The sequence below is a fragment of the Arthrobacter sp. ISL-72 genome (assembly GCF_018613755.1).
Taxonomy (GTDB): Bacteria; Actinomycetota; Actinomycetes; order Actinomycetales; family Micrococcaceae; genus Arthrobacter.
Genome location: NZ_JAGGPP010000008.1, coordinates 222,074 through 248,610, shown reverse-complemented (window position 1 = coordinate 248,610; position 26,537 = coordinate 222,074). Strand labels below are relative to the sequence as shown.

Here is a 26,537-nt window from a genome sequence, read left to right as displayed (position 1 = left end):
ACAGTCGCCGTTTGTTAACGTGCTGTGAAGTTTGCCTATCAGGGCTTCTGTGGGGGCGTTAGGCCGGGCCGGGCAGCCCTTATCGTGAGACGATCCGCGCCGTCCGCATCATGGACCCTTTGTCCAGTCGATGGACCAGCGGAACTATTATTGAGACCTATGTATCCCTTAGCCGGGCAGCCTCCTGGGATGGACGCCCGGTTCTCACGAAAGCGTTACTACATGTCTTCCACTGCCACTTCACCCCAGCCGGGGTCGGCCAAGCAGGTTAACTCGCGCGGGCGGGTGATCGTCGCCAGCCTGATCGGCACCACCGTGGAGTTCTACGACTTCTACGTCTACGCCACGGCGGCCGTACTGGTGTTCCCCAGGCTGTTCTTCCCGGGACAGAATGAAACGACCCAGCTGCTGAGCTCGTTCGCAGTGTTTGGCGTCGCGTTTATCGCCCGTCCGCTGGGCTCCATCGTTTTCGGCCACTTCGGGGACAAGTTCGGCCGCAAGGGTACCCTGGTGGCCTCGCTGCTCACCATGGGCATTGCCACGTTCCTGATCGGCTGCCTTCCCACGGCGCTGGTCCCGGGCTGGGGTTTCTGGGCCCCGGCGCTCCTGGTGGTCATGCGCTTCGCCCAGGGCCTCGCGCTGGGCGGCGAATGGAGCGGCGCAGCCCTCCTGGCCACGGAGAACGCCCCCGCCAACAAGCGGGCGATCTACGGGACGTTCCCGCAGCTCGGCGCGCCCATCGGCTTCATCATTGCCAACGTGATCTTCCTTGTGGCCAGCTACGTCCTTTCCCCGGCCGCCTTCGAAGCCTGGGGCTGGCGTGTTCCGTTCCTGCTGAGCGCGGTCATGGTGATCATCGGCCTCTACGTCCGGCTGAAGCTCATCGAAACGCCGGCCTTCACCAAGGTCCTGGAATCCAACGAGGTGGCCAAGCTCCCCATCGGCCGTGTCTTCAAGACCAGCTGGCGCCCGCTCATCCTGGGCACGTTCATCATGCTCGCCACCTACGTGCTCTTCTACCTAATGACCACGTTCACGCTGACGTACGGCACACGCCCAGCCACCCTTGACGCCGCCAAGGCGGCCGCGGAGAAGGCCGGCAAGCCGATGACCGAGGCAGCCGCCGCGGCGTTCGTGCCCGGCCTGGGATACACCCGCAACGACTTCCTCTGGATGCTGATCGCCGGCGTCGTGTTCTTCGGGATCTTTACCCTGGTCTCCGGGCCGCTGGCGGAGAAATACGGCCGCCGCAAGATGCTGCTGGCCGTGACCGGCGGAATCTTCGTCTTCGGGCTGCTTTTCGTCCCGCTGTTCAGCGGCGGCTTCATCGGCACCATGGCACTTCTCGTCATCGGCTTTTCCCTGATGGGGCTCACATTCGGGCCGATGGGCGCGCTGCTGCCGGAACTGTTCCCGACCAATGTGCGCTACACCGGCTCCGCCGTCAGCTACAACGTTTCCAGCATCCTGGGCGCCGCTGTGGCACCGTTCATCGCGGTCGCGCTCTGGGAAGAGGCTGACGGCAGTCCCGTCCTGGTCGGTATCTACCTGACCGTCATGGCGGTCCTGACCCTGGTGGCGCTGTACCTGAGCAGGGAAACCCGCGACCTGGACTACGAGAACAACGTAGCCTGACCCGTCTCGCCTTTCACAACAAGTGCCCGGCACTCCTTCAGGGATGTGCCGGGCATTTGCTGTTCCGTGCCTGCTTTCCTGTGACTGCTGTTCCGCGCCGCTAGCGCGCGTAGAGCTCCACGAAATTGCGGAGGATCTTCATGGGTTCCGTCGCGCTGAACTGCCGGGCATTCTCCATGAGCATCTCGGCAGACTCGGGCGGAAAGTATCCGGCATGGCGGTAAATGTCGATCCGTGTAATCAGCCCCTCCGCATCGAGCTCCGGGTGGAACTGCGTGGCATACAGGTTGTTTTTGATCCGGAACATGTGCACCGGGCAGACCGCGGAGCTGGCCAGGAGCACCGCGTGGGAGGGCAGGACGGTGCAGCCTTCCTTATGGCCGGTGAAGGCCGTAAAGCTTTCCGGCAGCCCGCGCAGGAGTGGGTCCTGGAGCCCTTCGGCCGTCAGCTTGATGGTGGTGCCGCCAAGCCCCTCACCGTAGGTCCGGTCGATGACCGCTCCCTGGTGCAGGCCCAGCGTTCCGACCCCGTAGCAGGCGCCGAGGAACGGGAAATCCGCAGGCACCAGGCGGTCCAGCAGCAGGGAGAGCTCGCGCTCCACCCGATGCTGGGTGGCGGTTTTGTGCTCAGGCGTGTCGCTGGACGTGAAGGGGCTGCCGCCCACAATCACCCCGGAATAGCCGGAAAGGTCCAGTTCCGGCAGTGGCCCGGCTTCCATCCGGATGCGCATCAGCTGATCGGGCTCGAGTCCGCCATAGCGGAGGTAGGCCTCGTATTCTTCCTCGGCGGCCTTGTCCTCGGCGCGCGATGCAAGCAACAGAAAAGGCTTCACACGCTAAGTCTGCACGGAGCCGCCCCCGGGCGCCATGGGCGCGCCGGGGGCGGCGGTGAATGCGGTGGTGGTACCCGGGGCGGGCTTAGTCCTCGATCGTGGCGATCACGGCGCCGGCGGAAACCGTCTCGCCCGCGAGGGCGGCCAGGCCCGTGATGGTGCCGGCCCGGTGTGCCGTGAGCGGCTGCTCCATTTTCATCGCTTCAAGCACGACGACGAGATCGCCTTCGGCCACCACGTCGCCTTCGGAAACGGCCACCTTCACGATGGTTCCCTGCATGGGGGACGCCAGGGCGTTGCCGCCGGCGGCTGCCGCCGGGCCGCCCGAACGGGTGCGCTTCCTGGCCTTTGCCGGTTTGGCGGAGCCGCCCGCGGCGCTGAAGCTGCCAAGCGACGCCGGAAGCACCACCTCAAGGCGCTTGCCGCCCACCTCGACGACGACGCGCTGGCGATCGCCGTCGTCGGCCGCTTCACCTTCGGTGCCGTTCGGCGTCCAGGCCGGAATATCGTTGACAAACGCCGTCTCGATCCAGCGCGTGTGGACCTTGAACGGTCCCTCCTCGGGGGCGAAGTCGGGGTTGGTGACGACGGCGAGGTCGAAGGGGATGACGGTGGGGATGCCCTCGACCACCATCTCCTCCAGGGCGCGGCGGGAGCGCTGCAGGGCCTGCTCGCGGGTAGCGCCGGTGACGATCAGCTTGGAGAGCATCGAGTCGAAGTTCCCGCTGATGATGTCGCCCTGTTCGACGCCGGAATCGATCCTGATGCCCGGGCCGGTGGGGTTTTTCAGCGTGCTGATGGTGCCGGGGGCCGGCATGAAGTTCCGGCCCGGGTCTTCGCCGGTGATGCGGAATTCGATGGAGTGGCCACGGACCTCGGGGTCGTCGTAGCCCAGCTTTTCGCCGCGCGCCAGCCGGAACTGTTCGCGGACCAGGTCGATTCCGGTGACTTCCTCGGAGACACAGTGCTCTACCTGGAGGCGGGTGTTGACCTCCAGGAAGGAAATAGTGCCGTCCTGGCCCACCAGGAATTCACAGGTTCCGGCGCCGAGGTAGCCTGCCTCCTTGAGGATGGCCTTGGAGGATTCGTAGAGGCGGCGGTTCTGTTCTTCGGTCAGGAACGGCGCCGGAGCTTCTTCGACCAGTTTCTGGTTGCGCCGCTGCAGCGAGCAGTCACGGGTGGAAACGACAACGACGTTGCCGTACGCATCTGCGAGGCACTGGGTCTCGACATGTCGGGGCGCGTCAAGGAAGCGCTCGATGAAGCATTCGCCCCGGCCGAAGGCGGCGGTGGCCTCACGGACGGCGGATTCGAAGAGCTCGGGGATTTCCTCGCGGGTGCGGGCCACCTTGATGCCGCGCCCGCCCCCGCCGAAGGCAGCCTTGATGGCGACCGGCAGGCCGAACTTGTCCACGAATTCAAGGATTTCTTCGGCGGATTCCACCGGATCAGCAGTTCCGGGAACCTGCGGTGCGCCGACCTTCTCGGCGATGTGACGGGCCTGGACCTTGTCGCCGAGAGCGGAGATGGCCTCAGGGGACGGTCCGATCCAGGTGATGCCGGCGCCGATCACCATGGCCGCGAACTGTGCATTTTCTGCCAGGAAGCCGTAGCCGGGGTGGATGGCGTCGGCGCCGCACTGGTGAGCCACCTCAATGAGCTTTTCCATGACCAGGTAGGACTCCGCGGCGGTGTTGCCGCCCAACGCGTAGGCTTCGTCCGCGAGGCGGACGTGCAGGGCGTCGCGGTCCGGGTCCGCGTATACAGCCACCGAGGAGATGCCTTCATCGCGGGCGGCGCGGATGATGCGCACAGCGATTTCACCGCGGTTGGCGATCAGGACTTTGCTGAGCCGCTTGGAGCTCGTCAGGGCGGCACCTGCGTGGCTTGGGGCGGTGGACTGCTCTGGGTTTGCGGACTGCTCCGATTTTGCTGACAAGGCGTCTCCTTCTTTCCTTCAGGGAGCCTAGCGCGATTTTGAGGGTTCCGCCGATATTACTTGCGGATTCCGCGCGTAAAGCTCCTGACCTTTGTAGGGAAGCTACAAAGAGTCGCGAAATGCCTCACTCAGCCCGGACTTCAGCCGGGTCGATGGCGTTCCCGGTCCAGAGTTCGGTGATGCCCACCTTGGCCTGGCCCAACAGGCCGCGAAGGGTGGAAATGGAGAGTCCGACGACGGTGTGGGGGTCGCCGTCGACCTTTCGGATGAAGGCCCCGCCGTACCCGTCGATGGTGAAGGAGCCGGCGCACTGGAGCGGCTCGCCGGTGGCGATGTAGGCGTCGATTTCCTCGCCCGTCATCTCCATGAAGTGGACCTCGGCGGACGTCACGGAGCCGATGGTGGCGCCTGATCCGGCCGATGCCGGATCATCGGGCTCGGTGTCGCGGCAGTCCACCAGCCAGTGTCCCGTGTGCAGCACGCCCATGGCGCCGCTCATGCGGAGCATCCGCTCCTTGGCGACGTTGGATGTGTAGGGCTTGCCGTGCGCCTCGCCGTCGAACTCGAAGACGGAATCACAGCCGAGCACCAGGGCGCCGTCCGCTTCGGGCAGCGAGGCGACAGCCTCAGCCTTCGCACGTGCCAGCAGAAGCGCGGTGTCATGTGGATCCGTCACACCGTAGCGGGCCTGGACGGCATCTTCGTCCACATCGGAGACGAGGATTTCGTGCCGGATGCCTGCATGGCTCAGGAGTTTGGTGCGGGCGGGGGACTGGGAGGCAAGAATGAGGCGGGTCACGGTTCCAGACTAGTTCGAACGGGCACAGTCTCGAAGCGAGCGGGGAACCTTTTCGCTCCCGGGACCCAAAGCGTCCCCTGCCCGAAACCGAACGGGCTAATAATGTCGCAGGTCACCACGAGACTTGAACCATGTACGGCAAACAAGCAGCCGAAGCGGCTCCGGGGACCAAGGGGTGCGGGTGCGCTTGCACGTGCCCTCCGGGGCAGGCAGCTGCAGATACGGCGCTCCCGCTCAGCGGGGCGACCCCTGAGGAAGAGAGCGCCGGCCTGCTCGATGAGATCCGGGCCCTGGAGGACAAAAAATCTGTCTTAGCCGCCCGCCAGGCGCGGCTTTCAGTCGCGTTTGATCAGCAGCAGCGCCGGCGGCAGGCCGCCGCAGGGATGCCCGCAGACCAGCTTGGTGCTGGAGTCGCAGCTCAGATCGCCCTCGCCCGGCGTGAATCCCCGGCCAAGGGCAGCCGCTTGCCGTCGATGAGGAGCTCGCTCCCGACACAGGAACTCTGCCCGGTGTAGGTGACCGGGCTTTGGTGGCGGCGGCACGCGCTGTGTACCGGCGGGACCCGCGCTCCGTCACGCAACGCGCGGCCCACGCTTCCACCCAGCGTCACGTCAGTCTCCGCCCCGCTCCCGACACCATGTGTTACCTGACCGCACTGTTGCCGGTCGCTCAAGGTGTAGCTGTCCGTGCCGCCCTGAGCGGGCAGGCCGATTCCCTCAGGTCGGAGGGCGATGAGCGTTCCCGCGGGCAGATCATGGCCGATGAGCTGGTCGAACGTATCACCGGCACGCGGGGCGGGATCTCCGGGATCGAGATTCAGCTCGTCATGACCGATCGCACGCTCTTCCAGGCGACAGCGAGCCTGTTCGTCTCCCCGGTTATGGCATTGTTCCTGGAGGCTCGGCCCGCACCACTCTCGGGGATGCCTCGGACCGGGCTTTCAAGGTGTGGCTGCGCCGCCTGTACACGGCCCCCGCCACGGGCGAGTTAGTGGCGATGGACTCCCGGGCCCGGCTCTTCCCGGCGGGACTCCGCCGCTTCATCCAGGTCCGCGACGATACATGCCGCACGCCCTACTGCGACGCCCCCATCCGCCACTACGACCACGTTGTTCCGTGGCACAGCGGCGGCGTTACAACGCAAACCAACAGTGCAGGGCTGTGCGAGGCCTGCAACCATACCAAAGAAACGCCGGGCTGGAAGGCGCAGCCGGCGACGGGCCAACAGGCCGCCGGCGGGGCCCGGCATGGCATCCAACTAACAACCCCAACCAGCCATCATTACCACTCCACCGCACCCCCACTTCCGGGGACAACGCTTTCGGGTTCTCAGGCCGGTAGCCCCATCACAGACTCCCGCCGCCGGAAGGAACTCCGCCACCACGCCAAGACCCGACGGCGTGCACTTCGGGCAGCTCCATTAGCGGCGTAGGTGGATTGATAAACCTAAGTCAACGTGCCCCCACCTCTGCCGGCTCTGCGGAGGCGGCCGGTGCCCGCTGGCGGAGCTTCGCACCCTCAACATCCACGTCCGGCAGGAGGCGGTCCAGCCAGCCCGGCAGCCACCAGGCCTTGTCGCCCAGCAGGTACATCACCGCCGGCACGATGGTCATGCGCACCACAAAGGCGTCCACCAGCACGCCGAACGCCATGGCGAAGCCGAGCGGCCGGACCATGTTGAGGTGCGAGAAGATGAAGCCGGCGAACACGCTGACCATGATGACGGCGGCAGCAGTCACCACGGCGGCGGCATGGCTGAAGCCGCTCCGGACCGCGTGCCTGGCTGACTCCCCGTGCATGAACGATTCACGCATGCCCGAGGTGATGAACACCTGGTAGTCCATGGCCAGTCCGAACAACACCCCGATCAGGATGATGGGCAGGAAGCTCAGTACTGCGCCCGGATTTTCGACACCGAACACCGTCCCCAGCCAGCCCCACTGGTACACGGCCACCACGGCTCCGAAAGCCGCGGCGAGGGACAGCAGGAAGCCGCCGGTGGCAAGCAGGGGCACCACGATGGAGCGGAAAACCAGCAACAACAGGACCAGGGAGAGCCCCACTACGATGGCCAGGTACAGAGGCAGCGCGTCGCCGAGTTTCGTGGAGACGTCCACATTGCCGGCGGTCTGGCCCGTGAGGCCGATGCCCACGCCTGTGGCGTCGCGGATCTCCGTGTTCCGGGCCCGAAGCTCCGAAACCACCTGCACGGTGCTGGCACTGGCGGGACCGTCCTTCGGAATCACCTGGAACACCGCGGTACGGCGGTCCTCGCTGAGGGCCACCGGTACGGCGGCGGTGACGTTGTCCACCCCGCGGAGGATGTCCGCGACGTCGTACTGTTTGGCCTGCGCTTCTTCTTCGGTCAGTCCGGCGGGGAAGTCGCCAACCACCACAACCGGGCCGGTCATGCCCGCGCCGAAAGTGCGGCCGGTGACGTCGTAGGCCTTGAAGGCCTGGGATTCCACCGGTTCCGAACCGCCGTCGGGAAGTGCCAGGCGGAGTTGGCTGGCCGGCAGCGCCAGGACGCCGAGCAGCACCACGCCGGCCAGCAGGGCCATCACGGGGTGCCGGGTGACCAGGCCGCCCCAGCCGTGGCCGCTGCGGCGTTCATCCCGGGCCCGGTCCTCCCTCTCGTGGCCGGGGGCGGCATTGTGCCGCTCGGCCTTCGCCCAGGCCCGCTTCGAGATCAGCTTGCGGCCCACCAGCGAGAGCACTGCCGGGGTGAGGGTCAGGGCGACGACGACGGCGACGGCCACCGTTGCTGCGGCGGACAGTCCCATGACGGCGAGGAACGGCAGCCCCGGAACCACCAGGGCAGCCAGCGCAATAATCACGGTCAGGCCCGCGAACATCACGGCATTGCCCGAAGTGCCGGTGGCCAGGGCTACGGATTCCTCGGCGTCCATGCCGGTCAGCAGCTGGCTGCGGTGACGGTTGACGATGAACAGTGAGTAATCGATCCCCACCGCCAAGCCGAGCATGAGCGCCAGCATGGGGGAGATGGAACTCATGTCCACGGCGCCGCTGAGGGCCATCGTGCCGCCCACGCCCACAGCCACGCCCACCACGGCCATCAGCAGGGGGAGCCCCGCGGCAATCAGGGTACCGAGCATCACGATGAGCACCAGGGCGGCGATGGCGATGCCCAGGATTTCGGAAATTCCGAACAGCTCGGAGATATCCTCCGTGATGTCCTTGCTGGCAAGGGCGGTAACGCCCGCGGAGGACGTCTCCCTGGCGATGTCCTGGACCTGCTGACGCACCTCGGGGGTCAGCCCGTTGATTGATGTCTTGAACTGCACCTGGGCGATCGCTGCTGTACCGTCCTCCGACACGAAGCGCATGCCCTGGGACGCTTCGATCTGGCGCTTGCCGAGCGCAAGCTTCGCGGTGCCCGCCTCCAGTTCGTTAGTGCCGGCGTCGAGCTTTGCCTGTCCCTCGGCGAGGGCGGCCTTCTGCTGCCCGAGCTGCGCCTCGATTGCGGCAGGGGGAAGGCCTGCCGCGGTCATCTGCTGCTCCGCGGCCTCAAGCTGGGCTTTTCCCGTGGCAATCTCAGCGGCGGCTTTGTCCAGCCGGGCCCTGCCCGCGGTGGCCTGCTGCTCACCGGCGGCGAGGTCTGCGACGGCCCCGTCGAGCTGCGCCTGGGTGGCGAAGGGATCCACAATGCCTTGGACGTCGGGAAGGGTTTTCAGCTTTGCCAGGGCCCCCGCAACGGCATCCTTACCGGCCTGGCTGAACCGGCCGTCCCTGGCCTCAAACACGATCGTTGCCGAGCCGCCGAAGGCCGCGGGGATCTCCTGCTTCAGCTTGTCCGCCATCTGCTGGGTTTCCGTGCCCGGAATCTGGAAGTTGTTGGACATGGTGCCGTGGAAGGCTGCAGCGGATCCACCTACGGCCACAAGCACCGCCATCCAGAGGGAAATGACCAGCCAGCGGCGGCGGTACGAGAACTTGCCGAGTCGGTAGAGGAAGAGGGCCATGTCAGTGCCGATCTGTGGAGAGGTTGGCGGTGGGCGTAAAGCCTGAGCCGAGGAGGCCCATGGCGTCGATCAGGAGCTGGCGAAGTTTCGAAAGCGACTTGGCTGAAAGGTCCGCGCCGTGCTGGGCGAACCAGACGTCCATTGCCGCCTTGCCGCAGGAGATCACGGAGCCGGCCAGGGCGCGGAGGTAGAGCTCGTCGAGTTCCCCGCCGGAGGTCCGGGCGAAGCGCTCGCGGGCTGCCTCGATGATTTGCGCGGTGCAGTGGTCCCACGCTTCGAGTTCGGAGCGGTTGAGCTGCGGATTGGACTGCGCCAGGCTATAGAGCTCGGCCATCGGGGCCACCGTCATGGGGTCGGCCAGCTGAACCAGGGCGGCCCTCGCGGATTCAAGGATCGGCTCATCAGCGGGCCTTAGCCGGAACTGCGCCAAGGCGTTGTCCAGGAAGCCGTGCGTCACCGAAGCCAGGGCAGCTTCCGTGCTGCTGAAGTAGTTGAAGAAGGTCCGGCGGGAGATCGCTGCCGCCTCGGCGATGTCCTCGACAGTGAAGTTGCCCGGACCCTTGCTGCGCAGTAGCTGTAAGGCTGCGTCCGAGATGGCTTGGCGCGTTGCGGCCTTGTTCAGTTCGCGGCGCGAGGGGGAGGTAGCCGGCTGCTTACTGTCAGCAATGGCGGGCGGGGTTGTGGACATATGATTACACTATGTGCATTTTTACACTCTGTGCAAGTTCTTGGCAGCACCGATTCACAGCCTCCTAACAGCTTCATGACAGCTCATCCTTATGTGGTTGCCGCAGTCTTGGGGAAGGGAGGTGAACTGTATCTACCACCGGAAACGGCCGCACTGCGGCGGCAGATCGAGGAGACGTGCCATGTCAAGCAGAAAGCAGTTGGGCCTGGGCCTGGGCGCCGCGGCCCTGGTTATCGGAGCCGGGATTGGCGTCAGCGGCTTCGCGTCGGCGGCCACCACGCCGACACCCACGCCGACAGCAAGTGCGTCGGCCGGCGCGAACAATGACGGCCACGAGCGCGGGCACAAGGGTGGCCGCCACGGGCACGGAGGCGGTGTGGATGCGTCTGCGCTCGCTGCCAAGCTCGGTGTCGATGAGGCTAAAGTCACCGACGCCCTGAAGGCGTTCCGTGACGCCAACAGGCCCCCCACCCGCCCGGCCGAGGGCGAAAAGCCGGACCCTGCCGCCATGGAAGCCGCCCTTGCCAAATCACTCGCGGAGTCACTGGGCATTGACGAAGCCAAGGTCACTGCCGCGCTGGAGGAGTTGCGCGCCGAGGCCCAGTCGGAGCGCGCAGCGGCGCTGAAATCCCGCCTGGACAACGCCGTTGCCGATGGCAAGCTAACCCAGGCCGAAGCGGACGCCGTCACCAAGGCTGTGAAGAACGGCGTGATCGGCGGTCACTAGCCCCTACGTGGCCACCCGAAGACACACCGAAAACGCAGCAGTCCCCGGGAGACCTCCCGGGGACTGCTGCGTAACTGACCGATTCGGTGACTAGGCCTTGGCGTCAGCCAGTGCGCGGCCCCCGGCGGCAGGTGCCGCCGTCGGATCCGTAGCCGAACCGTCAACGGCGCCGGCGGAGTCATCGGCGAAGGGATCACCGTTGCGCGGTGCGTTGTACAGCGACTCGTCGAGGATGCCCTGGCGCTTGGCAACGATCGCGGGGACGAGCGCCTGCCCGGCGACGTTTACCGCGGTGCGGCCCATGTCAAGGATCGGATCGATCGCCAACAGGAGGCCGACGCCGGCCAGCGGCAGGCCCAGCGTGGAGAGGGTCAGGGTCAGCATGACGACGGCGCCGGTGGTGCCGGCCGTTGCGGCAGACCCCAGCACGGAGACAAGGGCGATCAGCACGTACTGGCTGAAGTCGAGCTGGACCCCGAAGAACTGGGCCACGAAGATCGCGGAGATGGCCGGGTAGATCGCGGCGCAGCCGTCCATCTTGGTGGTGGCTCCGAGAGGCACGGCGAAGGAGGCATAGGCGCGGGGGACGCCCAGGTTCCGTTCGGTGACGCGCTGGGTCAGGGGCAGGGTGCCCACGGAGGAGCGGGACACAAACGCCAGCTGCACAGCCGGCCAGACGCCCGAGAAGTACTGCTTGATGGACAGGCCGTGCGTACGGACCAGGACCGGGTAGACCACGAACAGCACCAGGGCCAGGCCTGCGTAGATGGCGAACGTGAACTTGCCCAGCGAACCGATCGTGTCCCAGCCGTAGACGGCCACGGCGTTGCCGATGAGGCCGACTGTGCCCAGCGGCGCAATCCGGATGATCCACCACAGCACCTTCTGAATGACGGCGAGGGCGGAGGCGTTGAGGTTGAGGAACGGCTCGGCGGCCTTGCCCACCTTTAGGGCGGCCACGCCGACGGCGATCGCTATCACCAGGATCTGCAGGACGTTGAAGCTGACGGCGGTGGTGGCCACGCCGTCGGTGACGGTGGTGCTGGCGCCCAGGCCCAGGAAGTTCTTCGGGAACAGCCCGACCAGGAAGGACCACCAGTCACCGGACTTGCCGGAGTACTTGGCCTCCTGGGTGATGCCGGTGTTGGCGCCCGGCTGCAGCAGAACGCCCAGGCCGATGCCGATCAGTACGGCGACCAGCGACGTGATGGCGAACCAGAGCAGTGTGTTCCACGCCAGTTTGGCCGCGTTGGAGACCTGCCGGAGGTTCGAGATGGAACTGACAACGGCGGTGAAGATGAGGGGGACCACGGCGGTCTGCAACAGCGAGACGTAGCTCGAGCCGATGGTCTGCAGGGTGGCGCCGAGGGCGTTGGGGCTCGCCTTGGTGCTGCCCGTGTACTTGGCGAGGAGGCCAAGGCCCAGGCCGACGATCAGGGCGGCGATGATCTGGAAGCCGAACGATCCGGCCCATTTGGGCAGCCGGAAACCGGTGTTTCCTGCGGGGGAGGGGGTGCTGGTTTGAGTGGTCACCCGAATACGCTAGGCGTCTTCCCCATACCACCACGAACGCACGTTGAGAAATGTTACGGGAATAAAAACGTCATTATGGCGGAACTCCCTCGAAAAACGGCGCATTTCGGGCCTTTTTGTGAAGTTATTCCCGGCGCGCTTGTGGCAAACGTCTCGCCACGGCTGGGAGTTTTTGTCCAGATAACGCGACTTCCGAGGCGTTTACCTCGCGTTATCTGGACAAAAACTCGCCGGCGCTTGAGGAAGTGGAGCACGCCGGCGAGGAGTGGGGCACCCCGGCCCTTGCTACCCCAGCAGTGCGCGCTTTAGGGTGTCCAGGCCCACCGAGCCGATGTTCAGGGCCTGGGTGTGGAAGGTCTTGAGGTCGAAGCCGGGGCGGGCCTCGAGCTCGGCGCGGATCTGCTCCCAGAGGCGCTGACCCACCTTGTAGGACGGCGCCTGGCCCGGCCACCCCAGATAGCGGGCGAACTCGAAGTTGAGCTGGCCCTCGCTGATCGCCAGGTTCTCCTTCAGGAAGTCGTAGCCCTTCTCCGGGGTCCAGGTGCCGCTGCCCCAGCGTTCCGGAACCTCCCGTTCCAGGTGCACGCCGATGTCGAACACCACCCGCGCGGCCCGCATGCGCTGCATGTCCAGCATGCCCATATGGTCGCCCGGGTCCTTGAGGTAGCCGAGCTCCTGCATCAGGTTCTCGGCGTAAAGTGCCCAGCCCTCGCCGTGGCCCGACGTCCAGCACACATTGCGGCGCCACTTGTTGAGCAGCTCCCGCCGGTAAACGGCCGTTGCGACCTGGAGGTGGTGCCCGGGAACGCCTTCGTGGAACACCGTGGTGGTCTCGGCCCACGTGGTGAAGGTGTCCTCGCCGGCGGGGACGGACCACCACATCCGGCCCGGGCGGCTGAAGTCGTCGGACGGTCCCGTGTAGTAGATGCCGCCCTCGTCCGTGGGAGCGATCAGGCACTCGAGGGTCTTCATGACGTCCGGAATCTCGAAGTGCACGCCCGCGAGATCGGCCACGGCTTTGTCCGAGAGGCCCTGCATCCAGGCCTTGAGCGCATCCGTGCCCTTGAGCTGGCGCGTGGGATCAGTGTTGAGGATCTCCTTGGCTTCCTCCACCGAGGCGCCCGGGCGGATTTCGTTGGCGACGCGTTCCTGTTCGGCAATGAGGCGCTCAAGTTCCTGCACGCCCCAGGCATACGTCTCGTCAAAATCCACCGCCGCGCCAAGGAAGCCCCGGGATGCCAGGGCGTAGCGCTCACGGCCCACGGCATCCTTGGCCGGGGCAACGGGCAGCAGTTCAGTGGACAGGAAATCGGCCAGCTTCGCGTAGGCCGCGCGCGCCGCGGCAGCGCCGTCGTCGAGCTTTGCCTGCAGTTCCCGTGAAAACGGGGCCTTCTGGGCGTCCGCGCCGGCAGCCAGCTTCGCGAAGAAGCCGTCCTCGGCGGCGTATTTGGTGGCCTGCTCAATGACGATGGACACCTGCCGGGCGGCCGAGACCTTGCCCTGCTCCTTGGCGGACTGCAGCGATTCGATGTAACCGTCGATCGCGTCCGGAACGCTGTGCGCGCGGCCGGCGATGTGCTCCCAGTGCTCGGTGGAATCGGTGGGCATCAGGTCAAAAATTGCCCGGATGTCCTGCGCCGGCGAGGAAATGTTGTTCAGGTCCGCGGTGTCCCAGCCGGACTCGTGGACTTCGATTTGCAGCCCCAGCCGTTCCCGCATCGCATCCAGCGTGACGGCGTCCACCTCGTCCGCCGGCTCCAGCCCCTCCAGGGCACCGAGGGCCTCCCGCGCCGCCGCGATGAACTCTTCGATCCCGGCCGGCGAGAAGTCCTGGAATTCAGTTTCGCTCCCGGGCACGCCGAGTGTGGTTGCGAAGCTCGGATTGAGCCTGATCAGGGTGTCCGTGTACGCGTCTGCGACGGCGTCAATGGCGGTTTGGGGGCGCACGGAGGCTGCGGATTCGGTAGTCACTCCACGAGACTAACGCTTTAGCCTCGGCTGCGCCTCCAGGCGCCCGGCCCCGGAGTGGGGGCCAGCCGCAGCTGCTGCCGGCGGACCCAGTGGCGGACGGTGGGCTTCTTCTCACCTTGCGCCGCTGCGCTACCGAGCGAAAGTACGACGGCGGTCAGCGCCGCGAGCTCCACGTCCGTCGGTTCGCCCTTGACCACGGAGAAAAGGGGTTCGGCAGCTTCGGCGGCCGGCTCAACTGCCGGCTCGGCGTGGTTGGGGATCACAGCGGGATGTTTCCGTGCTTCTTGGCGGGCAGGCTGGCACGCTTGTCCCGCAGGGCGCGCAGGCCCTTGATGATCTGCACCCGGGTTTCGGACGGAGCGATGACGGCGTCCACGTAGCCAAGCTGGGCCGCCTGGTACGGGTTGAGCAGCTCTTCCTCGTACTGCCGGATGACGTCGGCGCGCTTGGCCTCGACGTCGCCGCCGGCCTCCGCGACAGCGGCGAGTTCGCGGCGGTACAGGATGTTGACGGCGCCCTGGGCACCCATCACGCCGATCTGCGCCGTGGGCCAGGCCAGGTTCAGGTCCGCGCCGAGCTTCTTGGAGCCCATGACAATGTACGCTCCGCCGTAGGCCTTGCGGGTGATCACGGTGACTTTGGGAACGGTGGCTTCGGCGTAGGCGTATAGGAGCTTGGCGCCGCGGCGGATGATCCCCTGGAATTCCTGGTCCTTGCCGGGCAGGAAGCCGGGAACATCCACCAGCGTGATGATGGGGATGTTGAAGGCGTCGCAGTGCCGCACGAAGCGCGCGGCTTTTTCCGAAGCCGAGATGTCCAGGGTGCCCGCGAACTGCATGGGCTGGTTGGCGACGATGCCCACGGTGTGACCTTCGATGCGGCCATAGCCGATCATCACGTTGGGCGCGTAGAGGGACTGCATCTCCAGGAAGTGGCCGTCATCGACGATCTGCTCCACGATCTTGCGCATGTCGTAGGGCTGGTTCGCGGAGTCCGGGATGAGCACGTCGAGGGCGAGGTCGTCGTCGTCGATGTCCAGTTCCTGCTGGTGCTCCAGTACCGGTGCCTCGGACAGGTTGTTGGAGGGCAGGAAGTCCAGGAGTTCGCGGACGAATTCGATGGCGTCCCCTTCGTCCGCGGCCAGGTAGGTGGAGGTGCCGGTGGTGGCGTTGTGCTGCCGCGCGCCGCCCAGTGTTTCCATGTCGACGTCCTCACCGGTGACCGTCTTGATGACGTCGGGGCCGGTGATGAACATGTGCGAGGTCTTGTCCACCATGACCACGTAGTCGGTCAGGGCGGGGGAGTAGGCGGCGCCGCCAGCCGACGGGCCCATGATCAGGGAGATCTGGGGGACGACGCCGGAAGCGTGGACGTTGTTGCGGAAGATGTCCGCGAACATGGCCAGGGAGGCGACGCCTTCCTGGATGCGGGCCCCGCCGCCGTCGAGGATGCCCACCACAGGGCAGCCGTTGCGGAGCGCAAACTCCTGAACCTTGACGATCTTCTCGCCGTTGACCTGGCTCAGCGAGCCGCCGTAGACCGAGAAGTCCTGGCTGTAGACCGCGACGGGACGGCCATCCACAGTTCCGTAGCCTGACACCAAGCCGTCGCCGAGCGGCTTCTTTTTCTCCATGCCGAAGGCAGTGGAGCGGTGCACGGCGAGTGCGTCGAACTCGACGAAGGATCCCTCGTCCACGAGATGATCGATGCGTTCGCGCGCGGTGTTCTTGCCGCGGGCGTGCTGCTTCTCGATGGCCTCCGGGCCGGATGGCTGCTCTGCACGCGCCTGGCGGTCGCGGAAGTCTGCGATCTTTCCCGCTGTCGTTGTCAGATCGTGGCTCATCAAGTGTCTCCGGCTCTGTAGCTGATTGTCGCTGGTCCTGTGGTTCGGGGGCGCCTTAAGTAGCTTCCGCACAAAAACAGGACCCTGCTGGCTAGTCTAATGAGGCAGTTGGCCCGGACCGCTGTAGAAACCCTACAATTTTCTGCCCTTGAGCAGCGGCAAGCAGTATGTTACCCGTAAGTAACATACTTCGGTTAGAGTGTCCCTATGACTTCAAGCAACGATGCTTCGGGCACCGCCGCAGCGCCGTACCAGGCCGCCGGTTCCCTCCAAGGCCGAACGATTTTAATGTCGGGCGGGAGCCGCGGCATCGGCCTGGCCATCGCCGCCCGCGCCGCAAGCGACGGCGCGAACATAGTGCTGATGGCCAAGACCGGCCAGCCGCACGCGAAACTCGAAGGAACGGTCTACAGCGCCGCTGAACAGCTGGAAGCGGCCGGCGGCCAGGCGCTCCCGATCGTCGGCGACGTGCGCAATGACGAGGACGTGGCCGGGGCGGTTGCTGCCGCCGTCGAACGCTTCGGCGGAATCGACATCGTCATCAATAACGCTTCCGCCATTGATCTGTCCACGACGGACGCAGTGGACATGAAGCGCTACGACCTTATGCAGGACATCAACGTCCGCGGGACCTTCCTGCTGTCCAAGCTTGCACTGCCGGCGCTCCGCCGCTCATCGTTCGCGAACATCCTGACCCTCTCGCCGCCCCTGAACCTCGATCCGAAATGGGCCGGGATGCATTTGGCCTACACCATGGCCAAATACGGAATGAGCCTCACCACCCTTGGCCTGGCGGAGGAACTCAAGGGAGACAGCATCAACGTCAACTCACTCTGGCCCTGCACCCTGATCGATACCGCAGCCATCCGCAACATGCCGGGAGGCGGGAACATGGCCAAGGCGGCACGCGGGCCCGCGATCATGGCCGATGCGGCGCATGCCGTTCTGACGGCTGGCAACGCCCTCCGCGAAGGCGGCTCCCGGAGCGGCAATTTCTACACCGATGAGCAGGTGCTTGCCGCGGCGGGTGTGACGGATTTCTCCCCGTACAGCCTCGGCGCGCCGGAGGATCAACTGGTCCCTGACATTTTCCTCTGAGAACCCCGCGGCCCGCCGCCGGAGCTTCGGCAACTCGGTAGGATTCAAATATGGAAGCCCCGCAGCCTGCAGACGGCCAGGACCCGATCAACCAGTCGTCCCCTGGGAACAGCCGGGAGGTGCCTTCCGGCCGTGAGCCGGAGTTTGTTGAACGGGATGGACTCAATCGCAGCGAGTTGGGCAGCGAGGATTTCCTCGCTGCCAACGGCATAGCGCAGCTCAAGGTGGTGGACTCGACGGGCTCCACTAACACGGACCTCCTCCAGGGGGTCACTGTGGACCCGCACGCCTGGCCTGACCTCTCTGTATTGACCGCAGAGCACCAGACGGCGGCCCGTGGCCGGCTTGACCGGCACTGGGAAGCTCCGCCGCTGAGCTCCGTCTCGGTTTCCGTCGTCCTCCGGCCGGTAAACTCGGACGGGCGGCCGCTTCCCACCCACACTTACTCCTGGTTCTCGCTGCTGGCGGCCTTGGCGCTGCGGGAAGCCCTTCTGGAAACGGCCGGCATTCCGGCCGAAATCAAGTGGCCCAACGACGTTATGGTCCGGGGCCGCAAGATCGCCGGCATCCTGGCACAGCTCGGGCCCATGGGTGACGGCACCGTTCCGCCGGTGATCCTCGGCACCGGCCTGAACGTGACCCTGACCGCCTCGGAGCTGCCTGTTCCCACGGCCACGTCCGTGCTGCTGGAGAACGCCCGGACAGTTGACCGCACGGCGCTGCTCAAGAGCTACCTTTCGCGCTTTACCGCGCTCTACCGCAACTTCTGCAACGCCGACGGCGACCCAGCCGCCGGGATGGCCGGGGGACCGTCCCTGCACAAGCGGGTTGAGTCCGCGATGTCCACGCTCGGAAAACAGGTGCGCGCGCAGCTGCCGGGCGACCACGAAATCATCGGGCACGCCTCCCGCCTGGATGAATATGGCTCCCTGCTGGTGGTTGACAACGCCAAACACGAGCATGTCGTGACGGCCGGCGACGTGGTCCACCTCCGGCCGTGGACGCCGTCGGGTTCCGGGGGCGGCACCGCGGAAAGCGGATATGCGTAAAGACCTCCTGCCGGGTGAACAGGTCATCACTGTTACCCGGCCCCAGCCCCGGAAGCTCTTTTGGCCGGGGCTGCTGTTCATTGTCACTCCTGCCCTTGGTGCCTACGCGAGCGCCTGGATCGTGAAAGGTGAACCCGCCAGGCTGGTGCCCTTGATTACCGGGGAATGGACCTTTTGGCTTGTCGCACTGTGCGTCTGCGCCGTTGCGTGGATACTGTTGGGGTACTGTCTGCCGCGGGTGCTGAAATGGCACGCCACGCAGTATGTGTTGACCAGCAGACGAATAGTTGCCCGTTACGGTATGTTGCGCAGGCGGGACATCCAGATCCCGCTCGGGTCTGTGCGACACGTGGGCGTCAGCCAGACGTTGTGGCAGCGCGTATTGCGTTCCGGGAATATATCGTTGGATACCGGGCACGGTGCTGACGCCGTGATCCCGGATGTTCCGGAAGCCCTGAAGTTTCGACACTTCGTCCTCGATGCCGTCGATGATCTCCCGGCCGGCGTGATTTTCGAGGCGGACAGGGGCCAGGGACGGGACGCAGACGTGCCGCAGTGCCGGCCGCTGGACAGGGGGGAGCCGTGGGACACGAGAGAAGGTGGAAGAGATGAGCGCTGAGAACGCCGGACCTGCAGACGCGGAGCGGTCTGAGATGCCCTCACCGCCGGACGCTGTCGTGGAGACTGCCACGCTCGAAGCCGCTGTCCTGGATACAGCCGCCACGCTGGACCCTGTTTCGCTGGATCCGGCCAGCCTCGATCCCGTGTCGCTCGGACAGGATCCGCCAGTACGCGACTCCACAGCGCAGAACCCCGCAGCGATGGACTCCGCCCCCCGCCCGATACCGCACGACCCCGCCCCATATGATCCCGCTTCGGCGAACCGGCAGGCCGAGTCCGTAGCGGTGGATGCCACCCCCACCGGAACCCTGTCCGCCGAACGGCTCGCAGCCAAGGCTCTCGAGGCCAGGCTCCTTGGCGGTGAGCGCAAGCTGCGCCGCCGGGAGGTGGCAGCGGGCGCCGGGCTTTCCCTGCTGTCCGCGCGCAAGCTGTGGCGCGCGCTCGGGTTTCCCAACCTGGGCGACGAGGACGTCGCCTTCACCGAACGTGACCAGGCAGCGCTGTCCACCATTGTGGACCTGGTGCGCGCAGGGAAGCTCACCGAAGAAGCGGCCATCTCCGTAACCCGTGCCATCGGACAGATGACTGACCGCATGGTGGTCTGGCAGGTTGAAGCGCTCGTGGAGGACATGGTCCATCGGCAAGGCGTGCCTGACGCGGTGGCCCGCAAACGGCTGGTCAATCAACTGCCGTCCCTCGTCGATGCCCTCGAGGAAATGCTGGTTTACTCCTGGCGCCGGCAACTGAACGCAGGTGTCCAGCGTCTTGCCGTGCGGGCGGAAGCAGGACTGCAGGCCAGTGAAGAAGGCCGTGAGGGTGACGAGGATGACGCCCCCTTGCCGCTCGCGCGGGCCGTGGGCTTTGCGGACCTGGTTTCGTACACCAGCCTGTCGCGGCGCATGAGCGAGAAGACGCTCGCCCAGCTGGTTCAGCGCTTTGAGAATAAGTGCGCCGAGATCATTTCCGTGGGCGGCGGCCGGCTGGTGAAAACAGTGGGCGACGAAGTCCTCTACATTGCCGAGACACCGGCGGCGGGCGCGGAGATTTCCCTCGCGCTGTCCCAGGCCCTGACCGAGGACGAGATCCTGCCCGAGGCCAGGGTTGCCATGGTGTGGGGCCGGATCCTCTCGCGCCTTGGCGACATCTACGGGCCAACGGTCAATCTCGCCGCCCGGCTAACAGCCCTGGCCGACCCCGGCACGGTCCTGGTGGATTCCATGACCGCCGCTGCCTTGGAGAATGACGAGCGGTTTGTGCTGGTCCCCCAGGAGGCCGAAGAAGTGCGCGGGTTTGGTGAAATCCACCCCGTCCTGTTGGAGCGGGGCAGCGGCCGGGGCCTCGTCCTCGACTAACCCGCACGCGAGCTGCTGCCAAGTAAGCTGCTGCACAGGTTTCTAAATTTGATGGTCTTATGAAATAGTCGGAGTGAGCCGGTTGTTTCGCGTAGCGGGTCCTTGCGCGCCCGGACAGCACTTTTTGGTGGGGGAAACTGGTAATGAAACGGCTACTGCGTTCCGTGCGGCCTAAATCAGAACCAGTGCTGCGTCGGCGGCGCAACCGGATTCTCCGCGGCACTGTTTTTGCGGTGGCTGGTGCTGCGTTGGTGGCTGGTGCGGTGATTTATCCGGGGTTCAAGACCACTGAGGTGGAGTTGAACGACGGTGGTGTGTGGGTGGTCAGTAAGTCCAGGAACGCGGTGGGCCGGCTGAATTATCCGTCGCGGGTGCTTGATGGTGCGGTGACTCCTGCCAGCACGACCTTCGATATCCTGCAGAATTCCGGGAACGTGTTTGTTGATGACGAGACGGGTTCGACGTTGAACCAGGTTTCGCCTGCGAGCATGCAGCTGGGCGGGGACAAGCAGTTGCCGGGTGCGGCGGAGGTGAGCTTTGGTTCGGAGGTTATTTCCGTCACGGATGCGGCCAAGGGCAAGGTGTGGGCGTTGTCGCCGTCGACGGTGAACGGGTTTGATGAGGAGGCCAGCGAGCCTGCGGTGGTCGGCTCGGAGGGGCTGGTTTCCGCGGTGGGATCCGATGATCGGATCTATTCCGCGGATCCGGAATCCGGTCAGGTGACGGTGACGTCGGTTGATGCGAACGGTGAAGTGACGGCGTCGGAGTCCGGGACCTGGGACGGGTTGAGGGGTGCCGGGGATCTGCAGCTTGCTGTGGTGGGGGATAAGCCGGTGGTGTTGGATGCGGGGCGGGGGAAGCTGTTCCTGCCGGGCGGGCGTGAGCTGGCGTTGGCTGATGCGCAGGATGCGAGGCTGCAGCAGTCCGGTCCGGCGAGTGAGGCCGTCGCGGTGGCGACGCGGAAGGCGTTGTTGAAGCAGCCGTTGGATGGGTCGACGGCGAAGACGGTGACTTTTGGCGGTGAGGGTGTGCCGGCGGCGCCGGTGCAGCTGGGCGGGTGTGTGCATGCGGCGTGGGGCGGGGCGAACAAGTATGTCCGGGACTGTGTGAATGATGCTGATGACAAGAACGTCGAGGTGCCCAAGGCCAGTGCGTCGCCGTCGTATGTGTTCCGGGTGAACCGGGACCTGGTGGTGCTCAATGATGTGAACTCGGGCAATGTGTGGCTGGTGAACCAGAACATGCAGCTGGTCAACAACTGGGACGACGTCATCCCGCCGCAACAGACATCCGATGATGCGGACAAGGACTCGGCGGATGAGGTGCAGCAGACCGTCCTGCCCGACCGGACCAAACCGAACAACCCGCCGAATGCGAAACCGGATACCTTCGGCATCCGCGCAGGGAAAACCACCATTCTGCCCGTGCTGGACAACGACACCGACCCGGACGGCGACGTCCTCACCGTCCGTAACCCCGACGCCATCCGTTCCGGAATCCTCTCGCCCATCTACGGTTCAACCGGCTTCCAGGTCAACGTCCCTGCGGACAGAACCGGTTCGGAAAGCTTCAAATACACGGTCGACGACGGAAGGGGCCTCTCCGCGGCCACGGACGTCACCCTCAACATCGTTCCGCCCGGTGAAAACTCCGCCCCGCAGCAAAAGCCGAACCGGAACACCACGCTGGTGGTGCAGGCAGGCAAGGCTGTCACGCAGAACATCCTTACGGACTGGATCGACCCCGACGGCGACGACCTGTACGTTGTCCAGGCCGCCAGCAGCGACTCCCGCGACCAGGTGAAGGTCCGTCCCGACGGCCTGCTCAGCTTCCAGGACGGCGGAACGGAGCCGGGCCGCAAGATCCTGTCGGTGATGATGGGCGACGGCCGGGCCACCACCGAGGGCAAAATCACGGTCGACGTCCGGGCCCCCGGCGCGTTGCCGCCCCTAGCGAACGCCGATCACGTCGTCGCCGTTGCCGGCGTGGACACCGTGATAGCTCCGGTCAAGAACGACACCGACCCGCAGGGCGGCGCGCTGCGCCTCGCCCAGGTCGCGCCCGACGGCAACTCCACCGCAACCATCGGCGCTGACCAGCAGACGTTCACCTTCAATGCCATGGCGCAGGGGACGCATTACGTCACCTACATGGTGACCAACGGTCCGGCCAGCGCCCAGCAACTTGTCCGTGTCGACGTCGTGGCCGGCGGCGGGGACGGTGCACCGGTGGCTGTGCGCGACACCGCACTGCTGCCCAGCAGCGGCAGCGTCCTGGTCGATGTCCTCGGCAACGACTCCGACCCCTCCGGCGGGGTACTGGTGGTGCAGTCCGTGACCGCAGCGGACGGGCTGCCCGTGAGCGTGGCAGTGCTAGACCATTCGGTGGTCAGGATCACCGACAACAGGGCCGAGGGGCAGCTGAGCGTCAACTACTCGATTTCGAACGGGAAGACTTCAGCCACCGGCGAGATTGCCATCCTGCTGGTCCCCGCCCCGTCGAAACTGCAGGCCCCGCAGGCCAAGCCGGACGAGGCAGTGGTCCGGACGGCCGACGTGGTCACCATCCCCGTGCTGGACAATGACGCCAATCCCGACGGCGGAAAGCTCACGCTCGAAGCCGAAGTGGCGCAGGCACCCGACGCCGGGGCCGGCCGGATCTTCACGGCCGGCGACAGCCTGCGTTTCATTGCCGGTGACGTTGCCAGGACCGTCTACGCGATCTACAAGGTCACCAACGAGTCCGGGCAGTCCGACTCCCAACAGGTGACCATCCACATCCGGGCCCGCGACGATGAGCGGAACACTCGCCCGGAGCCGAAGAACCTCACTGCACGCGTTGTGGCCGGGATGGCTGTGCGGGTGCCGGTGCCGCTGGACGGCATCGACGCCGACGGCGACTCCGTGCAACTGATCGGCGTGGACAAGGCGCCCGAAATGGGGACCGCCATCGTCCGGGACGGTTATCTGGAGTTCACGGCCAGCGCCAACGCGGCCGGCACGGACACCTTCACCTACCGCGTCCGTGACCGGATCGGGGCCGAAAACACGGCAACCGTCATCGTCGGGGTCGCGCCGCCGGAAGCCAACAACCAGAAACCGATCGCGGTGGACGACTCGGTCGACGTCCGGCCCGGCCGCCAAATCGCCGTCGATGCCCTGGTCAACGACTCGGACCCGGACGGTGACCCCATAAGCCTGGCCTTAAACGGGTTCGAAGCACGTCCTGAACTCAAAGCCGAGGCCGCTGACGGCGGCAAGGTGATGCTGACCGTACCCGGGACCACCGGGAATGAAAGCGTCGGCTACAAGATCCAGGACACCAGGAAGACGCAGGCAAGCGCGGTGATCCGCGTCCGGGTGAGTCCCGACGCGGCGCTGAAGGCCCCCGCCGCCAAGGATGACGTTGTCACAGCTGCCGAGACGCTGGGCAAGGCTGCCGTCGATGTGCCGGTCCTGAAAAACGATTCCGACCCGGATGGAGTGGCCGCCGATCTCGCCATCAGCCTTCCCGACGGCAACCCCAACGCGCGCGTCGGCACGGACGGCAACGTCGTGGTGACCCTCGTCCCGGCCGACCAGTTGGTGCCCTATACGGTGACCGACGTCGACGGGCAAAGCGCGACGGCGGTCATCTGGGTCCCGGGACAAGGAGACCAGTACCCGAGCCTTGCCAGGACGGACACCGTGGAGGTCATGGCCGGCAAGGAAATCAGCCTGGACCTGAAGGAATTCGTCCGTGTCCGGGAAGGCCGGACGCCGCGGATCACCCAGGCGGACAGGGTCAAGGTTCAAGGCGCCGATACGCAGAACATCATCGCGGGCGAGGGCAATGCGCTGCGCTACGCGGCCCTGAAGGACTACGTAGGCCCGGGCTCCGTAACTTTCGAAGTGACGGACGGCTCCGGTCCGGATGATCCGCAGGGCCTGAAATCCACGCTTACCATCAGCACCCGGGTGATCCCGGATCCCAACGCCAACCACCCGCCAACGTTCAGCGGCACCGACTTCGATGTGCCCAAGGGCGAAACGGCAAGCCTGGACCTGGGGAACCTCGCCAAAGACGTCGACGACGGGGACAAGGACAAGCTCAAATTCGAGTTCGACGGGACCATGCCGGAGGGCTTCAACGCCAGTTTGGAAGGCGCGTACCTCAAAGTCTCTGCAGACTCCGCCCTCACACCCGGACGCAAGGGCGCGATTCCGTTGAAGGTGACGGACGGCCGCTCGGAGCCGGTCAAGGCGACTGTGACAGCCGCCGTCGTCGCGTCCAACCGTCCGCTGCCGGTAGCCAACGAAGACGTGGTCGAAAAGTCCAACGCAGGCAAGACCGAAACCATCAACGTGCTGGCCAACGACTCCAACCCGTTCAGCGACACCCCGCTGAAGATCGTTTCGGCAACCGTGGAAACCGGATCGGCTGCCGGAGCGCCGGCCGTTGCCAGGGACTCCATCAGTGTCACACCCGCCAACGGCTTCAAGGGCGTGATGGTAGTCCGCTATACGGTGCTCGATAAAACCGAGGATCCGAGCCGGCAGGCCAGCGGCCGGGTGCTTATCACCGTGCGGGACAACCCGGATGCTCCGTCCGCCCCCAGCGCCACCGACGTGCGCAGCCGGACAGCCGTCCTGAAGTGGGCTCCTCCTTCCGACAACGGAGCTCCCATCACCAAGTACACCGTCCGTTCGGCCGGCTTCACCCAGGACTGCCCGACCACCACCTGCACCCTCACCGGGCTGACGAACGACGTGAAGTACGTCTTCACCGTGACTGCCACCAATGAGGTGAACGAGTCGGCGCCCTCTCCGGCGTCGAACGAAATCAGGCCCGACGAAAAGCCGTCCCCGCCCGAGGCGCCCGCCGTCAAGGCCGGCGACCAGAACATGGCGATCACCTGGACCCCGGCAAAAACCGAAGGCTCCGCCGTCAAGAGCTACAACCTGGAGATCTCACCGCCGCCGGCCAGCGGCATCGCCGTGAAGAACGGCGCGACCGGCCTCAGCTACACGTGGCCCGGCCTGACCAACGGCGTACGGTACAAAGTCCGTGCCCAGGCCGTCAACGAACTGGGGCCGTCCGACTGGGGGATCTACTCCGCCGAGGACAACCCCGCCGGCATCCCGGCGGCCCCGGCGGCGCCGAAGACGGCGGTGGCCTCCGCCGTCGGCACCTCCAACCAGCTGAAGGTCAACTGGACCGAGCCCGATACCAACGGTGACGCGATCAAGAACTACTACGTCACCATGAGCGGCGGCGACGGAAACACCCAGACCCAGGTGGTGCCCGGGACGGTGCGGACAGCCAACTTCACAGCGAACAACTCAGAGGCGTCGTACACATTCACCGTTCAGGCGGAAAACAAGGCGGGCAAGGGGCCCGTCAGCCAGCCGTCAGCGCCCCGGCGCGCCACCGGCAAGCTGGACCAGGTCTCGGGTGTCAGCGCCGTGGCGGCCAATACCGGTGGAGCAGGTCGGCAGGTCACCATCAATTTCCGCGAACTTAGTGCCGCCGAACGCAACGGTTCGGCGTACAGCGAAGTCAGCTACACATACAACGCCAGCACAGGACAAAGCGGCCCCATCAAACCCGGGCAAACGGTCGGCGGATTCACCAACGGGGCGGCGACCACCGTCACGGTAATCGCGCACTCGACGGTGGCGCCGAGCTCCGACGGCAGCGCCGGGGCATCGGCCACGCCCTACGGTTCACCCGGCACGCCGTCGGCGTCCGGCACCAACGGCGGCATGAACCAGCGGTCGCTGACCTTGAATTGGAGTTCGCCGTCCACCGCTACCAACGATGTCGCCTCCACCCGGATCAGCATCGACGGGAATCCCAACTGGGAAACTGTTGCGCCGTCCGGAAGCCGTGTGATCAATACCGGCGGCTTCGAGGAAAGCCACAGCATCAGGGTCCAGACATTCAACTCACTGGGCCAGGGCGGCCCGGTCGCGGAAGCCAGTGCGAGGTCCGGCCAGCGGGGCGAATGGACCACCAGGCTCAGCTCTGCCGACCCGGACTTCGTCCGGTTATGCACCTATACCCTCGGCGGCGCGAACTACCGGCCGGCGCCCTACTTCGACTGCGACGGCGTCAACGCCCACCGGGAACCATGGGCCTATGTGGCAGACGCCGACCGTATGGTGGTGCGTTGCTACATCGTGCAGAGCGACTACTGGACCCCTAACCCCATTCGCACGTGGTACCGGCTGGAAGCGGGCTCAACACGCAACGTGGGCCGCTATGTGGTGGCGGGATCCACAACGCTTGGGGAACCAGGCAACGCGGGCGTGCCTCCGTGCTGAGACTCGTGACGGAAGGAGCCGCCGGTCAGCCGGGTGGGGACCGCTCCCCATCGCGGTTGCGCGGATGGTTGGGTAGGCTATCGCGGGAAACAGAGAGCCCGGTACCGGGCCTTTGGACAAGCTGCTCTGGGGGCGGCTGTGAGTTTTGAGGGATTTGAAAACT

16 protein-coding genes and 1 pseudogene are annotated in these 26,537 nt (G+C 65.8%); 8 read left to right on the top strand and 9 right to left on the bottom strand.

Annotated elements, in window-relative coordinates; translation table 11 throughout:
- Positions 1-222 precede the first annotated feature (222 nt).
- Entirely contained in the window at positions 223-1,635 is a 1,413-nt protein-coding gene (locus tag J7I92_RS09260) for an MFS transporter (RefSeq protein WP_214839693.1), read from the top strand.
- A gap of 100 nt (positions 1,636-1,735) precedes the next feature.
- Here J7I92_RS09260 and J7I92_RS09255 read toward each other — a convergent pair whose 3' ends face one another.
- The 3 genes from J7I92_RS09255 to J7I92_RS09245 all read right to left on the bottom strand — a co-directional run bounded on the left by J7I92_RS09255 (position 1,736) and on the right by J7I92_RS09245 (position 5,205).
- A complete protein-coding gene (locus J7I92_RS09255; RefSeq protein WP_214839691.1) occupies positions 1,736-2,467 on the bottom strand; it encodes a glutamine amidotransferase in 732 nt (243 codons plus the stop codon).
- Positions 2,468-2,552: 85 nt separating this feature from the next.
- A complete protein-coding gene (locus J7I92_RS09250; RefSeq protein WP_214840164.1) occupies positions 2,553-4,337 on the bottom strand; it encodes a biotin carboxylase N-terminal domain-containing protein in 1,785 nt (594 codons plus the stop codon).
- A gap of 193 nt (positions 4,338-4,530) precedes the next feature.
- Positions 4,531-5,205, bottom strand: coding sequence for a nucleoside triphosphate pyrophosphatase (locus tag J7I92_RS09245; protein ID WP_214839688.1), 675 nt, complete (start codon positions 5,203-5,205; stop codon positions 4,531-4,533).
- Positions 5,206-5,336: 131 nt separating this feature from the next.
- Here J7I92_RS09245 and J7I92_RS09240 point away from each other — a divergent pair.
- Positions 5,337-6,636, top strand: a pseudogene (locus J7I92_RS09240) (HNH endonuclease).
- 19 nt (positions 6,637-6,655) lie between these two features.
- Here the strand turns inward: J7I92_RS09240 and J7I92_RS09235 are convergent.
- Entirely contained in the window at positions 6,656-9,187 is a 2,532-nt protein-coding gene (locus J7I92_RS09235; protein ID WP_214839682.1) for an MMPL family transporter, read from the bottom strand.
- A gap of 1 nt (position 9,188) precedes the next feature.
- Positions 9,189-9,875: a TetR/AcrR family transcriptional regulator gene (locus tag J7I92_RS09230; RefSeq protein WP_214839681.1), complete on the bottom strand. Its 687-nt coding sequence runs from the start codon at positions 9,873-9,875 to the stop codon at positions 9,189-9,191.
- 181 nt (positions 9,876-10,056) lie between these two features.
- On the opposite strand from J7I92_RS09230, the gene J7I92_RS09225 reads away from it, so the two are divergent.
- Positions 10,057-10,602, top strand: coding sequence for a hypothetical protein (locus tag J7I92_RS09225; RefSeq protein WP_214839680.1), 546 nt, complete (start codon positions 10,057-10,059; stop codon positions 10,600-10,602).
- Between the two features lie 90 nt (positions 10,603-10,692).
- On the opposite strand, the gene J7I92_RS09220 is transcribed toward J7I92_RS09225, so the two are convergent.
- The 4 genes from J7I92_RS09220 to J7I92_RS09205 all read right to left on the bottom strand — a co-directional run bounded on the left by J7I92_RS09220 (position 10,693) and on the right by J7I92_RS09205 (position 15,949).
- Entirely contained in the window at positions 10,693-12,135 is a 1,443-nt protein-coding gene (locus J7I92_RS09220) for a dicarboxylate/amino acid:cation symporter (protein WP_214839679.1), read from the bottom strand.
- A gap of 285 nt (positions 12,136-12,420) precedes the next feature.
- Positions 12,421-14,106 carry a DUF885 domain-containing protein gene (locus tag J7I92_RS09215; RefSeq protein ID WP_214839678.1) on the bottom strand — a complete coding sequence of 562 codons (1,686 nt, stop codon included), beginning with the start codon at positions 14,104-14,106 and terminating at the stop codon, positions 12,421-12,423.
- Positions 14,107-14,123: 17 nt separating this feature from the next.
- Positions 14,124-14,369, bottom strand: a complete 246-nt coding sequence (locus J7I92_RS09210) for an acyl-CoA carboxylase subunit epsilon (protein ID WP_214839677.1) — start codon at positions 14,367-14,369, stop codon at positions 14,124-14,126.
- Positions 14,366-15,949: an acyl-CoA carboxylase subunit beta gene (locus J7I92_RS09205; RefSeq protein WP_214839675.1), complete on the bottom strand. Its 1,584-nt coding sequence runs from the start codon at positions 15,947-15,949 to the stop codon at positions 14,366-14,368. Before J7I92_RS09205 ends, J7I92_RS09210 begins: the two co-directional genes overlap by 4 nt.
- Positions 15,950-16,156: 207 nt before the next feature.
- Between J7I92_RS09205 and J7I92_RS09200 the strand changes: the two genes are divergently transcribed.
- The 5 genes from J7I92_RS09200 (at position 16,157) to J7I92_RS09180 (ending at position 26,374) form a co-directional block, all read left to right on the top strand.
- Positions 16,157-17,047 carry an NAD(P)-dependent oxidoreductase gene (locus tag J7I92_RS09200; protein WP_214839674.1) on the top strand — a complete coding sequence of 297 codons (891 nt, stop codon included), beginning with the start codon at positions 16,157-16,159 and terminating at the stop codon, positions 17,045-17,047.
- 50 nt (positions 17,048-17,097) lie between these two features.
- Positions 17,098-18,096: a biotin--[acetyl-CoA-carboxylase] ligase gene (locus J7I92_RS09195; protein WP_214839672.1), complete on the top strand. Its 999-nt coding sequence runs from the start codon at positions 17,098-17,100 to the stop codon at positions 18,094-18,096.
- Complete coding sequence (locus J7I92_RS09190) at positions 18,089-18,715, top strand: PH domain-containing protein (RefSeq protein ID WP_214839670.1); 627 nt, start codon at positions 18,089-18,091, stop codon at positions 18,713-18,715. The genes J7I92_RS09195 and J7I92_RS09190 overlap by 8 nt, the downstream gene beginning before the upstream one ends.
- Entirely contained in the window at positions 18,705-20,069 is a 1,365-nt protein-coding gene (locus J7I92_RS09185) for an adenylate/guanylate cyclase domain-containing protein (protein ID WP_251039671.1), read from the top strand. Before J7I92_RS09190 ends, J7I92_RS09185 begins: the two co-directional genes overlap by 11 nt.
- A 143-nt stretch (positions 20,070-20,212) precedes the next feature.
- On the top strand, positions 20,213-26,374 hold the full coding sequence (locus J7I92_RS09180) for an Ig-like domain-containing protein (protein ID WP_214839668.1): 6,162 nt from the start codon (positions 20,213-20,215) through the stop codon (positions 26,372-26,374).
- The last annotated feature ends 163 nt before the right edge of the window (positions 26,375-26,537 follow it).